Here is a 14,291-nt window from a genome sequence, read left to right on the forward strand (position 1 = left end):
GTACGCGGACGGCCCGGAGAAGTACATGTCCGACTCGAAAATCGCCGCGCCTTCAAAAGCTGCTGGCGGTTGGGGCGCGCTGAAAAGCGTGGCCATTCAACTGCTCGGACAGCGTATTCCGGCCAAGGGTGCACGCACGCTCTTGTCGGCCAATCAGCCCGACGGTTTCGACTGCCCCGGCTGTGCGTGGCCCGATCGTGAGCACGCGTCCACCTTCGAGTTCTGTGAAAACGGCGTCAAGGCGGTGGCGGCTGAAGCCACGTCCAAGCGGGCAACCTCCGCCTTATTTGCCGAGCACACCGTCACCAGCCTGCTGGAACAAGACGACTTCACCCTGGAAGACCACGGGCGGCTGACCGACCCGATGGTGTTCGACGCGGCCAGCGACAAATACGTGCCCATTGAATGGGACGCCGCCTTTGCCTTGATCGGCCGCCATCTTCGCGCGCTGGACGACCCGAACCGCGCCGACTTCTACACCTCTGGCCGCACCAGCAACGAAGCCGCCTTCCTGTTCCAGTTGTTCGTGCGTGAGTTCGGCACCAACAACTTCCCCGACTGCTCGAACATGTGCCACGAACCGACTTCGGTCGGTCTGCCCGAGCAGATCGGTGTCGGCAAGGGCACCGTTACGCTGCAGGACTTCGAGCACGCAGACACCATTTTCCTGTTCGGCCAGAACCCCGGCACCAACCACCCGCGCATGCTCGGCGAGCTGCGCGAATGCGCCAAGCGCGGCGCGATGCTGGTATCGGTCAACCCGCTGCGCGAGCGTGGCCTGGAACGTTTCGCCGACCCGCAGAGCGCGGTCGAGATGTTGACGGGTACCAGCACCAAGCTGTCCAGCGTCTTCATCACGCCCAAAGTAGGGGGCGACCTGGCCCTGATCAAGGGCATGATCAAGCATGTGATCGAACTGGACGACCTTGCGCAGGCAGAGGGCAGGGCACGTGTGCTGGACGTGGACTTCATCGCCACCCACAGCCACGGTTTCGACAGCTTCGCCGCCAACGTGCGGGCCGAAGACTGGAACCGCATCGTGGAAGAGTCGGGCGTGGCGCGAGTCGAGATCGAATCCGCTGCGCGCATCTACGCCAAGGGCGAACGCGTGATCGCTACCTGGGGCATGGGCATCACCCAGCACAAGCACTCGGTGGCGACGGTGCAGATGATCGTCAACCTGCTGATGCTGCGCGGCAATATCGGCAAGCAAGGCGCGGGTGCCTGCCCGGTGCGCGGTCATAGCAATGTGCAGGGCGACCGCACGGTTGGCATCGACGAAAGACCGAAACCCGCATTCCTGGATCGACTGGAACAGGTCTTCGGCTTCAAGGTGCCGCGCGAGCATGGCAACGACGTGGTGGCCAGCGTGCAAGCCATGCTGGCCGGGCGCACCAAGGTGTTCATTGGCATGGGCGGCAATTTTGCGATGGCCACCCCCGACACGCCGCGCACCTTCGATGCGCTGCGTCAGTGCGATCTGACCGTGCACATCACCACCAAGCTCAACCGCAGCCACCTGGTGCATGGGCGCGATGCATTGATCCTGCCTTGCCTGGGCCGTACTGAAATCGACTTGCAGCAAGGCGTGCCGCAGGGCGTGACAGTGGAAGATTCCATGAGCATGGTCCACCTGTCCTACGGCATCAACAAGCCGGCCAGTCCGAACCTGTTGTCGGAAACCGAAATCGTGGTGCGCATGGCCGAGGCCACGTTGCCGCAGTCAGTCGTGCGCTGGCGCTGGTACCTTGAAGACTACGCGCGGATTCGTGATGCCATCGAGTCGGTCTACGACGCGTTTTACGATTTCAATGCGCGCGTGGCGCAGCCCGGTGGTTTCCGGTTGCGCAACGCTGCGACTGAGCGTGAGTGGAACACGCCGTCCAAGCGTGCCAATTTCATGACGCACGAGATCCCGACGGATCTACCCATTCATCAGGCGCGTCGCACGCATGGCGACAAGGTCTTTACGCTGATGACTTTCCGCTCGCACGATCAGTACAACACTACGATCTATGGGCACGACGATCGGTATCGGGGTGTGTACGGTGAGCGCCGCGTGGCATTCATGAACCCGGACGATATTGCGATGCTGGGCCTGACGGCCGGGCAGCGCGTGGATTTCCAGAGTGTGTGGCACGATGGCATCGAGCGTCGGGCCGAGGATTTCCTGCTGGTTGCCTATGCAATTCCGCGGGGCAGCGTGGCAAGCTACTATCCTGAAACCAACGCCTTGGTGCCGCTGGACAGTTTTGCCGACAAGGCGCGTACCCCAACTTCGAAGTCGATCCCTGTTTTGGTCACTTCTTCACGGATTGTTTCTCCCGCTTGAGCATGAACGACACCCAGCCTGACCTGACCGGTCCCCAGGAAGACATGGCCTGCATTCTTGCCGCCCTTTATCAAGGTGGCCTTGCTGCGCGGCCGAGCTTGTCTTTTGCTGCGTTGAGCAAGCGCATCGATATGCGGATGAGTACGCTGATGCGTTATCTGACTTCGTTGCAGGAGGAGGGGTGGGTGGCGGTGACTGGCGACCAGTCAACGTCGCGGCAGGCTCGATTGACGCCGGTGGGGGAGAAGATGTGTGAGGAGTGGTGGGGGTCGGCGGGGAGCTGATCCTTCGCTGTGACTGGACGTGGTTCTTGATCCCGTCTTTAGTGTTGCTTGGACGGCTGTCGATGATTCGATAGCCGTTTTCGTTTTCGGCTTTTGATTGTTCGAGGGCGTTCTTGAGCTGGCGGGTGTGTCTTTCTTTAGCCAGCCGCGGGTGGTGGGGCCGCGTCGTCTGCCCCGCCGGCCATCGGCGTCGGGTCTCCGCCCTCCACCTTGCCCAGAAGGGCAGCCGCCACGGCCCCACCACCCGCGCCTTCAAACCGGCTTGGCTAAAAGCAGATCCCGCCTTTGGACGTCTCGCATTTTTCTGGCTGCTTGGTGCTGCGAACGGTTCTCGGCATTCGTTGGCCGCCATTCTTGAATATCGCGCTGCTGGCCTCGGGGAATTGGCAGACCAGGTCGCCACGAAGCGATTCCGCCGGCTCACGATTTGATGGGTTCTTCAGCGGCCTTTTGCGGAAACTCCACTCAAGGAGAACGGCGCGTCTGCTTGATGGTGGGGTGACACCGAAGCGGGTGGCCGCACGATCACGGCATGCGGAGAAAGGCAGCGGCGAGCGCGGCGCTGGCGGCTGATTTGGGACCCCGAGCTTCATGGGTTTGCATAGACCAGTTAACTGCCCAAACCCCGAATTTGTAGGTGATATTGGTGCTAGTCGCCCAGTGTGCGCTTGATGGACATTTCGCAGCTAACCCTGCTGCGTCCAACATGCGCAGGTGCAGGTGCAGGTGCAGTTGCGTCTTGCGCCCGACGCTGGATTTGAACTGACAACAAGTCTAGCGTTTAGCGCTTCGCCTTGAACGCCGTCCGTCGACGCCCCGCCTTTTCGTCGCATTACCTGGTGTGCGGCCACCCGCTTCCATGTCACCCCACCGAACCAGACGAGCGACGATCTCGCCACTTGCCGAAGCGTAAAAGGCCGCTTAAGAACGGCCGGACTCGCGAGCCGCTGACTCGCTTCGTGGCGACCTGGTCAGCCAAATCCCCGACTCCAGCCAGTTGGCAATCAAGGATTGCGGACGCCAATACGGGGGAGCCGCGTACAGCATCCGAGCAGCCAGAAAATCGAACACGCCCAACGGCGGGATCAGCTTTTAACCAAAGCCGTTTTGAAGGCGTGGGTGCCGGGGGCGGGGCGGATGCCCTTCTGGACGACGTGGAGGGCGGGAGTCCCGACGCGTAGGTCCAGCGGGGCAGGCGACGCGCCCTCGGTACCCGCGACTGGCTAAAAGATGACCCACCGCAACGAGTCACCCGCGACTGGCTAAAAGATGACCCACCGCAACGAGTCACCCGCGACTGGCTAAAAGATGACCCACCGCAACGAGTCACCCGCGACTGGTAAAAGATGACCCACCGTCCCAGCGCAACCCCTTACTTAGGCGAGTAAGCAATAGCCTCGATTTCGACCTTCACGTCGATCATCATCCGAGCCTCAGTACACGAGCGCGCCGGCTTGTTGCCCGGGAAGTGTTCCAGATAGATCCGGTTGAACGCGCCGAAATCACGCGCATCATCCAACCAGACCGTCGTCTTCACCACATCTTCCAACGTGCAGCCCGCCAAGGCCAACGCCGCCTTCAGGTTTTCAAACACCTGCCGCGTCTGCGTCTCCACGCCACCTTGAACGATCTCACCCTTCGCATCGACCGGCACCTGACCCGACACATACACCGTGTCACCCGCGCGCACGGCAGGCGACAGCGGACGAGTCTGCTTGTCAGAGGCGACAGGGGGATTGCCGAGGAATTCGATAGGCATGTTGGTGCTCCTGAAATGGTGGCGCCACACAGCGCCGGAAATGCGAAAGTATCGCGATTGCGAATTTTAAATTCAGAAATTTGATATCAATATAGGGTTACTACTAATATTTCAGCAGAATTACTCCTTGTAGATTGATCGAAGTTGAAATTTAACTTCAAATCAATAATACGAGGAGACACCATGTCCCTGATTTCCTGTTCCCGCCGTGGTGCCATCGGTGCCACGCTGCTGGCAACGCTGGCCCTGGGGCTGGGCGTATCGCCCGCCCTGCACGCACAGACCAAAAACGCCGCCAACCTCGCCATGATCGGCGAGCCTCAATCGCTTGATCCGATGGTGTCCAGCACCGATCTGGTCGCGACCATCATGCAGCACGTCTACGAACCGCTGTTCACCTTCGACGCGAACTGGAATGTGGTGCCGATGCTGGCCGAGGCCATGCCGGTCATCGCCGACGGTGGCAAGACCTACACCATCAAGCTGCGCTCGGGCATCAACCTGCACAACGGCCGCGCGCTGACGGCGGAAGACGTGACCGCCAGCCTGCAACGCTGGTTTGAAACCAGCGCACGCGGCAAGGCCGTAGCGCAGGAATTGGCATCCATGACGGCCAAGGATGGCCTGACTGTCGAGATCAAACTGAAGAACGCCTATGCGCCGCTGCTGGCCCACCTGGCCATGCCCTCGGGCATGGCGGCCATCATGGCCAAGGAAGCGATTGCCACGCCGCTGACCAGCTTCGTTGGCACCGGCCCGTATGCATTCAAGGAACGTCGTCCTGACCAATACGTGCTGCTGTCGAAATTCGACAAGTACGCGGCCCGCAGCGAAGCCGCATCGGGTTACGGCGGCAAGCGTCAGGCCCTGATCGAAGAGCTGCGTTTCATCCCCGTGCCCAACGCCAACACGCGTGTTGAAGGTGCACTGGCTGGCCAGTTCCATTTCGCCGACCTGCTGCCGGTCGAAGCGTCTACCCGCCTGGATCAGTCGGGTGGCAAGGCGGTGCCGATCATCACGCCGTCCTTCGGTTTCCCGTACTTTGTGTTGAACACCACGCAAGGTCCGCTGGCCAAGAAGGAAGTGCGTCAGGCCATTCAAGTTGCGCTGAAGGAAGAAGAAGTGCTGGCCGCCGGTTTCGGCGACCCGAAGTTCTATTCGGCTGAACCGAATCACTTCCCGAAGGGCACCCCGTTCTATTCGGAAGAAGGCAAGGGCGACTACAACCAGGGCGATGTGGCGCGTGCCAAGAAGCTGGCTGCCGCGGGTGGCTACAAGGGTTTCCCGATTCGCATCCTGACCAGCCGTCAGTACGAGTTCCACTACAACATGGCGCTGATGATCGCCGAACACCTGAAGCGCGCTGGTTTCTCGCCCGAGCTGAACGTGGTCGACTGGGCAACGCTGGTGCAACGTCGTGGTGATGGGTCGCGTTGGGACATGTACATCACCCACTCGGGTCAGTTCCCGGAACCGATGCTGTCGCCGCCGCAATTGGGTAAGGGCGCACCGGGCGGCTGGGAAACAGACACCAAGAATGCTGCGCTCGCCGCGTTCAACCAGGAATCCGATCCGGCCAAGCGCGGTCAGTTGTGGGGTGCGGTGCAGAAGGTGGTGTACGAGGAAGTGCCGTACATCAATGCCGGTCGCTTCAACAGCTTGTCGGCACGCTCGCCGGCGCTTCAGGGATACGTGCCCGCAACCTGGCCCTTCTTCTGGAACGCCAGCATCAAGTAAGTCAGCAAGCCACGACCTGACCGGTACATGAGTGTGTGACACCCAGGCACCGGTCTCATACCCCCATACCGACAGGGCGTCGTCTGCGGCAGACCTGGCATGAACCGATCATGCCCAGGTCTGGTCGCAGGCCACGTTGCACGCCCCTTTGCACGTCCGATTCGGCTCGCGATTTGCCCGCGCAAATAGTGTGTCGGATGCCAGGTCGACGCTCGACATTTTTTGAGCCAGTGTCGAGCTTGTGTCGCACCTTTGGCTCCAGTCGCTGTGGCAGGAAATCTGTGGCAGGAAAAATATGATTCGTTATCTCACATCTCGCTTGACCGGACTCGTCATGGTCCTGGTCATCGTGGCGGTGCTGGTGTTCGTGCTGACGCGCGCTGCTTCTGGTGATCCAGTGGCCGTGCTGTTGGGCGACCAGGCCACCGCCGCCGACATTGCCAAGGCGCGTATCGCCTACGGCCTGGATCGCCCTTTGCCGGTCCAGTTCTTCTACTGGGCCCGTGAAGTGCTGCAGGGCAACCTGGGTGACTCCATCTTCCTGCAGCGCCCCGTGACCCAGGCCCTGTGGGAACGTGCTGAACCCACCGTGTTGCTGGCCTTGTTCGCCGTGGCGATTGCAACGGCCATCGGGGTGCCCTGTGGCATCGTGTCAGCTGCCTTCCGTGGGCGGCTGACTGACCAGTTCTTCACAGTCATCGCCATGCTGGGAGCCAGCATTCCAAGCTTCTGGCTGGGGCTGGTGTTGATGCAGATTTTCGCCGTGTCATTGGGCTGGTTCCCGGTGTCCGGCTACGGCGACCCAGGGGCACCGCTGTCCGAACGCTTGCAGCATTTGATTCTGCCCGCCACCGTGCTGGGCCTGCTGAACTCGGCGCTGATCATTCGTTTCACCCGTGCGTCGATGCTAGACGTGCTGGGCGAAGACTACGTGCGTACCGCACGTGCCAAGGGCCTGACTGAATTCAACGTCACCATGAAACACGCGCTGCGCAATGCGCTGATCCCGATCGTCACCGTCATCGGTCTGACGACCGCGTTGATGATCGGCGGTGCCGTGGTGACCGAGACCGTGTTCGGTTTGCCGGGTGTCGGCAACCTGGTGGTGTCTGCGGTGCTGCGTCGTGACTATCCGGTGATCCAGGGCACGCTGCTGGTGATCGCCGCGATCTACGTGCTGATCAACTTTGCGATCGACCTGCTGTATGCAGTGGTCGACCCGCGTGTGAAGTATTGAGGTCGCCATGGTCTTTCCAATGATTTTGCGCAAGCTGTTCCGCCGCCGCATCGTGCTGGTGGCAGCAGTGGTGCTGTTGGCCATTGTTGGCCTGGCAATCGGTGCCGACTTCGTGACCGCGTTTGGCCCGAATGACATGTCGGTGCTGAAGCGCCTGCGCGCGCCGGGTGTCGATGGGTACCTGCTGGGCAGTGACGAACTGGGCCGCGACTTGTGGGCGCGCATTCTGTACGGCGCACGTTATTCGCTGGCGATCGGCGGCATGACGGCCTTGGGCGCAGTGGTGTTCGGCACCTTCCTGGGCCTGATCGCCGGTTTCTTCCGTCGCCTGGACGGCGCGGTGATGCGTGTGGTCGACGCCATGATGGCCTTCCCGGACATTCTGCTGGGCATCGCGCTGGTCGCGATTCTTGGCCCGTCCTTCAGCAATCTGGTGCTGGCGCTGGTGCTGGTCTACATCCCGCGCGTGGCGCGTGTGGTGCGGGCGTCCACGCTGGTCCTGCGTGAGCAGTTGTTCGTGGAAGCCGCCCGTTCGCTGGGTGTGTCGAACACCGGCATTTTGCTGCGCCATATTCTGCCGAACCTGGTGTCGCCGGTGCTGGTACAGGTGTCGTTCATCTTCGCCTACGCGATTTTGGCCGAAGCGGGCCTGTCGTACCTGGGCGTGGGTGTGCCGCCCGAGATCCCCACCTGGGGCACGATGGTCGCAGGCAGTCAGCAGTACGCGCACCGTGCCATTGGTGTGGTGCTGTTCCCGGGTCTGGCCATCATCGTGACGGCTTTGTCCTTGCAGTTGCTGGGCGACGGGGTACGTGACCTGCTCGATCCCCGCCTGAAGAAATCGCAGTAGGAGCGCCGCCATGATTGAATCCACACGCGCTGATATCAGCAGCGGGGCGACGACTCAGGCACCCAGCCGCGAGGCGATTGCCTTGGCTCGCAGCCAGGCACCGGTACGCCTGGACGTGCGCAATCTGCGCACCCAGTTCATGACCGACAACGGCCCGGTCGTATCGGTCAACGAAGTCAGTTTCCAGATCCGCGCAGGCTGTACCACCGCCCTGGTGGGCGAGTCCGGTTCAGGCAAGTCAGTCACCAGTCTGACACTGATGGGCCTGCTGCCGGCCACGTCCAAACCGGTGGTGTCGGGCCAGGCCATGTTCACGCGTCGCAATGGCGAAACCGTGGACTTGCTGAACATCCCGAACAAGACGCGTCGAGTGCTGCGCGGCAACGAAGTCGCGATGATCTTCCAGGAGCCGATGACCAGCCTGAACCCGGTGTTCACCGTGGGCGAGCAGATCGCCGAATCGGTGCGCCTGCATCAAGGCAAGGATCGCAAGGCGGCGCTGGCACACGCGCGTCGCATGCTCGATCTGGTTGAAATTCCGGCTGCTGATCGTCGCATTCACGAATATCCGCACCAGTTGTCGGGCGGCATGCGTCAACGCGTGATGATTGCGTTGGCCATGGCCTGTGAACCGCAGTTGCTGATCGCCGACGAGCCGACCACTGCACTGGACGTGACCATCCAGGCGCAGATTCTGGTGCTGATGCGCAAGCTGCAAGACGAGCTGGGCATGAGCATGCTGTTCATCACCCACAACCTGGGCGTGGTCGCGCACCACGCCGACGAAGTGGCGGTGATGTATGCGGGTCGCATCGTTGAAGCCGCGCCGGTGCGTCGGCTGTTTGCCGAACCGCGCCACCCGTACACGCAAGGTCTGTTGAACTGTCTGCCGGCACGTGCGCGTCCGGCGCATGGCGCAGCCGCTGAGTCAGGTGAAATCAAGCCCGGAACCCGTCAGAACAAGTTCAAGCGTCTGTACGCCATTCGTGGCCAGGTATCCAGCCCGTTTGCGCCGCCGCCGGGCTGTGCCTTCGAGCCGCGTTGCGACATCGCCATTGCGCAGTGCCGTGAAAAGATGCCGGCCTTGCTGGATGAAGGCGAGCAGCGCCAGACCCGTTGTTATCGATCCGGCACGCCGGTCGTCCCCGAACTCGCCGGAGCCGGCCATGAATGAAGCACTGCGTGAGAACACCGCCGACGTGATGTTGGAAGTCGTCGATCTGAAAAAGCACTTCCCGCACGCCAGCGGCCGCCCGGTGCGCGCCGTTGACGGTGTGTCCTTCACCATTCGCCAAGGCGAAACGCTTGGCCTGGTGGGTGAATCGGGTTCCGGCAAAAGCACGGTCGGCCGTGCCGTGCTGCGCCTGCTGGAACCGACCGATGGCAGCGTGAAGTTCAAGGGCAAAGAGATTGCGCACTTGCGCAGCGGTGAACTGCTGCCGCTGCGTCGCAAGATGCAGATGATCTTCCAGGACCCCTATGCCAGCCTGAACCCGCGCATGCGCATCGGCAGCGTGCTGGCCGAAGGCTTGAACACGCACAAGCTGGTCAAGGGCGCTTCGGAGCGCAAGACGCGCGTGTCGGAACTGCTCAGCATGGTGGGCCTGGCCCCCGAACACGCTGACCGCTATCCGCACGAATTCTCGGGCGGACAGCGCCAGCGTATCGGCGTGGCGCGTGCCTTGTCGGTCGAACCCGAATTCATCGTGGCCGACGAACCGCTGTCGGCGCTGGATGTCTCGGTACAGGCGCAGGTGGTGAACCTGCTGTGCGACCTGCGCGAACGCCTGTCGCTCACCATGTTGTTCATCTCGCACGACCTGGACGTCGTTGAATTCCTGTGCGACCGGGTTATCGTGCTGTACCTCGGGCGGGTAATGGAAGTTGCGGACACGGAAACGCTGTTTGCCAACCCCCAGCACCCGTACACGCAGGCCTTGCTGGCGGCTTCGCCCGAGGCCGATCCCGAGCGCCCGTCCACCCCGATCGTATTGCGCGGCGACATTCCCAGCCCCATCGATCCGCCGTCGGGCTGTGTGTTCCGCACGCGTTGTCCCCACGTCATGCCGATCTGCGCCGAACAAGTTCCGGTGCTGGTCGATCGTGGGCTGGGACATCGCAGCGCCTGTCATCTCCATACTTTGCATCCGGAACAGTCATGAGCCTTTTCGCTTCACTCGATCCCGTCCTCGACGCCTCGTACAAGGGCTTCCCGAGCACCCAGGCACCGCGTCGCCGCTCGGAAGTCGGCGCAGCCGGCTGGAATGTGCTGCGTGGCGATCTGGCCTTGCCCCTGGCGGTGCTGCATGCCGATCTGCTGACCCACAACCTGGGCTGGATGCAGAACTTCGTGCGTGAACGTGGCATTGAACTGGCCCCGCACGGCAAGACCACCATGTCGCCGCAACTGTTCCGCCGTCAGCTGGAAGAGGGCGCATGGGGCATGACCTTCGCCACCATCTTCCAACTGCGTGTCGGTGCCGAAAGCGGCGTGCGCCAGGCACTGATCGCCAACCAGGTATTCACGGCCGCCGACCTGGGCAGCCTGAACGCACTGCGCCAGGAATTCGAAGGTCTGCGCGTTGCGTTCCTGGTGGACTCGCTGGCGCAATTGGCCGAGATTGAATCCTGGTTCGCTAAACAAAGCGGCGTGGCGCCGTTCGACGTGCTGCTGGAAGTCGGCATTGTGGGCGGCCGCACCGGCACGCGTGACGATGCGCAAGCCGAAGCGCTGGCCGCTGCCCTGCACGCAAGCCCTGCGGTGCGTCTGTGTGGCATCGAGTGCTACGAAGGTGGCGGTGCCACCGGTGACACAGAAAAAGACAAGGCATTTTGCGACGCGCTGATGGTGCGCGTAAGCGCCATCGCCAAGCTGTGCGATGCCAATGGCTGGTTTGCTGATGACGAAGTGCTGATGTCGGCAGGTGGCTCGGCCATCTTCGACTTGGTTGCCACGCAGCTGACCCCGAACCTGTCGCGTCCGGTGCGCGGCATTCTGCGTTCGGGTTGCTACATCACCCACGACCACGGTTTCTACAAGCGCCTGGTCAATGTCGTGAACCATCGCATCGGTTGCACGGCCGGTGGCTTGCAGCCTGCGCTGGAAGTCTGGGCGGCAGTGCAGTCGTGCCCGGAAACGGGTCTGGCAATTCTGGCGGTCGGTCGTCGCGACATCTCTTTCGACATCGCCTTGCCGACGCCGGAAAAGCACTTCGATCGCAGCACCAGCGGCCCCGTTGCAGCACCTGCAGGCTGGGAAATCACTGCGCTGAACGACCAGCACGCTTACCTGCGCTGGCCGGCCGACGTAGCCGGCCCGCGCGTGGGCGACCTGATCGCGCTTGGTATTTCGCACCCGTGCACCACCTTCGACAAGTGGCGCTGGATGCCGGTGGTGGACACGTCCTACAACGTGACCGACGCCATCGTGACCTGCTTCTGACCTGAGTGCATCGCCATGACTGAGTCCCTGCTGACCCGCGTCGCCGCCTTGAAAGAGACGGCATCGCGCACACGGCGCGGTGTACTCGAGTTGATTCTCGACGACCCGCAGCGCGTGCTCGATGAAAGCTTCGAGCAGTTGGCCGAACGCGCTGGCGGCTCGGTGCCGACCATCATCCGTACTTGTCGTGATCTGGGCTTTGCCGGACTGCGTGATTTCAAACTGGCCCTGGCACATGACCTGGCGCTGGGCGGCTCGCCGCTGCATCGCCGGGTGCAGGTCGAAGACAGTGTGGAAGATGTGCTCAGCAAGGTGGTGAAAAGCGCGGCGTCAGCCGTGTCGAGCGTGCATGGGCAACTTGATCCAGCGGTGTTGAACGCGGCGACCGATGCAATCGTGAATGCAAGCCGCATCGACTGCTATGCGGTCGGTGCAACCTCGGGCTTTGTCGCCAGCGACTTGCAAGCGCGGCTGTGCCGCCTGGGGCTGATCTCCAACGCCTATACCGACTACCACTTGCAGTTGGCCTCGGCCGCATCGCTTGGCCCGACTGGTGTGGCAATCGCCGTGTCGCACGTGGGCAGCATGCCGCTGTTGCTGGAGTCGGTGAAGGTGGCGCGTGCGGAGGGAGCCACTGTGATCGCACTGACGCGGCCCGATTCCCCGTTGGCCGCGCGCGCCGACCTGGTGCTGAGTGTGGACGTACCAGAAGACCCGGTGATGCACGTGGGCACGGATGCCTATCTGGCTCATCTGACCGTGATTGAAATTTTGAACGTGCTGGTGGCACAGCGCCGAGGTGCAGACGCGGTCAACCGCCTGCGCAATGTGCGTGAAGTGCTGCGTAGTCACGGCATTGATTTGTGGCACGAACCGGAATTGACCTGGGACGTATCGAACAAGGGCGCGCCTGCGCGCAAGCTGCATGACTGAACAAGATGTGAACGGCAACGGGGTAACCGGGGCTGATGTGAAAGAACATGGTGGGGCGGGTGTTGCGACGGCTGGTGCGGCAAACGCTGTTGCTGCGGGTACACGCGCGAACCGCATCGGCACTGTCGATGCCGGCCTGACCAAAGCCAGCTCGGCATCTGCCGTTTACCTGTTGACCGGCGGCACCCTGGTGGACGGGTCAGGTTCCCCCGGATACGCCGGTGACCTGTTGTTGGCCGGCGAGCGCATCGTGGCCGTGGGCGCAGCAGTGGCAGCAGCGCGCGCTGCCTTGCCCGCAGGCACTGTCGTCACCGAGATCGACTGCCGTGGGCGGGTCGTGGCACCCGGTTTCATCGACGTGCACACGCACGACGACACGGTGGTCTTGAATCGCCCTGAAATGCTGCCCAAGCTGTCCCAGGGCGTGACCAGCGTGATCGTCGGCAACTGCGGCATCTCGTTGTCACCGTATGTGGTGGCTGAAGCACCGCCTCCGCTGAACCTGCTGGGTAAAGACTCCTATATTTTTGGCACCATGCAGGCCTACGCCGACCATTTGGCAGAAGTCGTGCCGGGTGTGAACGTAGGCGTGCTGATCGGCCATACCACCTTGCGCTTCGGTGCAATGAACACGCTGGAACGCACCGCCACCGACGCTGAAATTGCGCAGATGGAAGCCACGCTGGATGCCGCCTTGTCGGAAGGCGCGTTGGGCATGTCATCGGGCCTGTTCTACGAACCCGCATTTGCGGCCACCAGCGACGAAGTGCTGGCCTTGGCCCGCGTGGTGGGCCGCCATCGCGGCGTGTACACCTCGCACCTGCGCAGCGAAATGGCCGCCATCATCGAGGCCATTCACGAAGCAGGCGACACCGCATTCGAAGGTGGCGTGCCGCTGGTGATCTCGCACCACAAATGCGCCGGCCCCGCCAACTGGGGCCGCACGCTGACCACGTTGCCGCTGATCGAAGAGCTGGCCAAGCGCCAGGAAATCGGCATGGACGTCTACCCGTATGTGGCGGGTTCGACGGTATTGCGTGAAGACCTGGTCGACGGCGTGATCGATGTACTGGTCACCTGGTCCACCCCGCACCCGGATACCGCTGGCCGCTTGCTGTCGGATATCGCCCTGGAGTGGGGTGTCACGCAACAGGAAGTCTGCCGTCGCCTGCAACCGGGCGGTGCCTGCTACTTCCAGATGCACGACGACGATGTGGACCGTGTGATCCAGCATCCGCTGACCATGATCGGCTCCGACGGCCTGCCGCACGACAGCCGCCCACACCCGCGCCTGTGGGGCACCTTCCCGCGCGTGCTGGGTCACTACGCGCGTGACCGCGGCATGTTCACACTGGAAGCTGCGATCCACAAAATGACCGGCTTGTCGGCCAAGCGTTTCCGCATTGCCGAGCGTGGGTTGTTGCAGCCTGGGTTCTTTGCGGACATCACGGTGTTCGATCCACTGACGATCAAGGACAACGCAACCTTCGAAGACCCGATCCAGTTGTCCACAGGCATCACGGCCGTATTTGTCAACGGCGCGGTGTCGTATGTGGGCGAGGGTGGTCCGTTGCTGGGTGAGCCGGTACGGGCAGGGCGCTTGCTGCGTCGGGTCAACGCTGCAACTGCCTGAGCAAGCGGCAGATGAGGTGGTGACGCACGGGTTCGCTTGAAAGCCTGTGCGCACAATGCAAAACGGTCGCCGAGGCGACCGTCT

11 protein-coding genes are annotated in these 14,291 nt (G+C 62.3%); 10 read left to right on the plus strand and 1 reads right to left on the minus strand.

Translation table 11 applies throughout. The features are described from left to right. The first annotated feature begins 25 nt into the window (after positions 1 to 25). Both FXN63_RS07650 and FXN63_RS07655 read left to right on the plus strand, forming a co-directional pair. Positions 26 to 2,332 (plus strand): FdhF/YdeP family oxidoreductase, encoded by a 2,307-nt coding sequence (locus FXN63_RS07650; protein WP_148814116.1) that lies wholly within the window; start codon positions 26 to 28, stop codon positions 2,330 to 2,332. Between the two features lie 2 nt (positions 2,333 to 2,334). Then, a complete protein-coding gene (locus FXN63_RS07655) occupies positions 2,335 to 2,616 on the plus strand; it encodes a helix-turn-helix domain-containing protein (protein ID WP_148814117.1) in 282 nt (93 codons plus the stop codon). Between the two features lie 1,372 nt (positions 2,617 to 3,988). On the opposite strand, the gene FXN63_RS07660 is transcribed toward FXN63_RS07655, so the two are convergent. After that, entirely contained in the window at positions 3,989 to 4,375 is a 387-nt protein-coding gene (locus tag FXN63_RS07660; protein ID WP_148814118.1) for a RidA family protein, read from the minus strand. Positions 4,376 to 4,558: 183 nt separating this feature from the next. Between FXN63_RS07660 and FXN63_RS07665 the strand changes: the two genes are divergently transcribed. The 8 genes from FXN63_RS07665 to FXN63_RS07700 all read left to right on the plus strand — a co-directional run bounded on the left by FXN63_RS07665 (position 4,559) and on the right by FXN63_RS07700 (position 14,207). Then, on the plus strand, positions 4,559 to 6,112 hold the full coding sequence (locus FXN63_RS07665; RefSeq protein WP_148814119.1) for an ABC transporter substrate-binding protein: 1,554 nt from the start codon (positions 4,559 to 4,561) through the stop codon (positions 6,110 to 6,112). A 295-nt stretch (positions 6,113 to 6,407) separates the two neighbouring features. Continuing rightward, complete coding sequence (locus FXN63_RS07670) at positions 6,408 to 7,349, plus strand: ABC transporter permease (RefSeq protein ID WP_148814120.1); 942 nt, start codon at positions 6,408 to 6,410, stop codon at positions 7,347 to 7,349. Positions 7,350 to 7,356: 7 nt separating this feature from the next. After that, entirely contained in the window at positions 7,357 to 8,199 is an 843-nt protein-coding gene (locus FXN63_RS07675; protein ID WP_148814121.1) for an ABC transporter permease, read from the plus strand. Between the two features lie 139 nt (positions 8,200 to 8,338). Beyond that, positions 8,339 to 9,373 (plus strand): ABC transporter ATP-binding protein, encoded by a 1,035-nt coding sequence (locus tag FXN63_RS07680; protein ID WP_246165162.1) that lies wholly within the window; start codon positions 8,339 to 8,341, stop codon positions 9,371 to 9,373. Then, positions 9,366 to 10,361, plus strand: a complete 996-nt coding sequence (locus tag FXN63_RS07685) for an ABC transporter ATP-binding protein (protein WP_148814123.1) — start codon at positions 9,366 to 9,368, stop codon at positions 10,359 to 10,361. The genes FXN63_RS07680 and FXN63_RS07685 overlap by 8 nt, the downstream gene beginning before the upstream one ends. Then, entirely contained in the window at positions 10,358 to 11,641 is a 1,284-nt protein-coding gene (locus tag FXN63_RS07690; protein WP_148814124.1) for an alanine racemase, read from the plus strand. Before FXN63_RS07685 ends, FXN63_RS07690 begins: the two co-directional genes overlap by 4 nt. 15 nt (positions 11,642 to 11,656) lie before the next feature. Beyond that, entirely contained in the window at positions 11,657 to 12,574 is a 918-nt protein-coding gene (locus FXN63_RS07695) for a MurR/RpiR family transcriptional regulator (RefSeq protein WP_148814125.1), read from the plus strand. After that, positions 12,567 to 14,207 carry an N-acyl-D-amino-acid deacylase family protein gene (locus FXN63_RS07700; RefSeq protein WP_148814126.1) on the plus strand — a complete coding sequence of 547 codons (1,641 nt, stop codon included), beginning with the start codon at positions 12,567 to 12,569 and terminating at the stop codon, positions 14,205 to 14,207. Before FXN63_RS07695 ends, FXN63_RS07700 begins: the two co-directional genes overlap by 8 nt. Positions 14,208 to 14,291: the final 84 nt, after the last annotated feature.

The sequence above is a fragment of the Pigmentiphaga aceris genome (genome assembly GCF_008119665.1).
GTDB lineage: Bacteria > Pseudomonadota > Gammaproteobacteria > Burkholderiales > Burkholderiaceae_B > Pigmentiphaga > Pigmentiphaga aceris.

Coding starts and splice junctions, on each gene's coding strand:
- FXN63_RS07690 (WP_148814124.1), top strand. CDS start 10,358: ATGAGCCTTTTCGCTTCACTCGATCCCGTCCTCGACGCCTCGTACAAG.
- FXN63_RS07665 (WP_148814119.1), top strand. CDS start 4,559: ATGTCCCTGATTTCCTGTTCCCGCCGTGGTGCCATCGGTGCCACGCTG.
- FXN63_RS07675 (WP_148814121.1), top strand. CDS start 7,357: ATGGTCTTTCCAATGATTTTGCGCAAGCTGTTCCGCCGCCGCATCGTG.
- FXN63_RS07655 (WP_148814117.1), top strand. CDS start 2,335: ATGAACGACACCCAGCCTGACCTGACCGGTCCCCAGGAAGACATGGCC.
- FXN63_RS07680 (WP_246165162.1), top strand. CDS start 8,339: ATGACCGACAACGGCCCGGTCGTATCGGTCAACGAAGTCAGTTTCCAG.
- FXN63_RS07695 (WP_148814125.1), top strand. CDS start 11,657: ATGACTGAGTCCCTGCTGACCCGCGTCGCCGCCTTGAAAGAGACGGCA.
- FXN63_RS07660 (WP_148814118.1), bottom strand. CDS start 4,375: ATGCCTATCGAATTCCTCGGCAATCCCCCTGTCGCCTCTGACAAGCAG.
- FXN63_RS07700 (WP_148814126.1), top strand. CDS start 12,567: ATGACTGAACAAGATGTGAACGGCAACGGGGTAACCGGGGCTGATGTG.
- FXN63_RS07685 (WP_148814123.1), top strand. CDS start 9,366: ATGAATGAAGCACTGCGTGAGAACACCGCCGACGTGATGTTGGAAGTC.
- FXN63_RS07670 (WP_148814120.1), top strand. CDS start 6,408: ATGATTCGTTATCTCACATCTCGCTTGACCGGACTCGTCATGGTCCTG.
- FXN63_RS07650 (WP_148814116.1), top strand. CDS start 26: ATGTCCGACTCGAAAATCGCCGCGCCTTCAAAAGCTGCTGGCGGTTGG.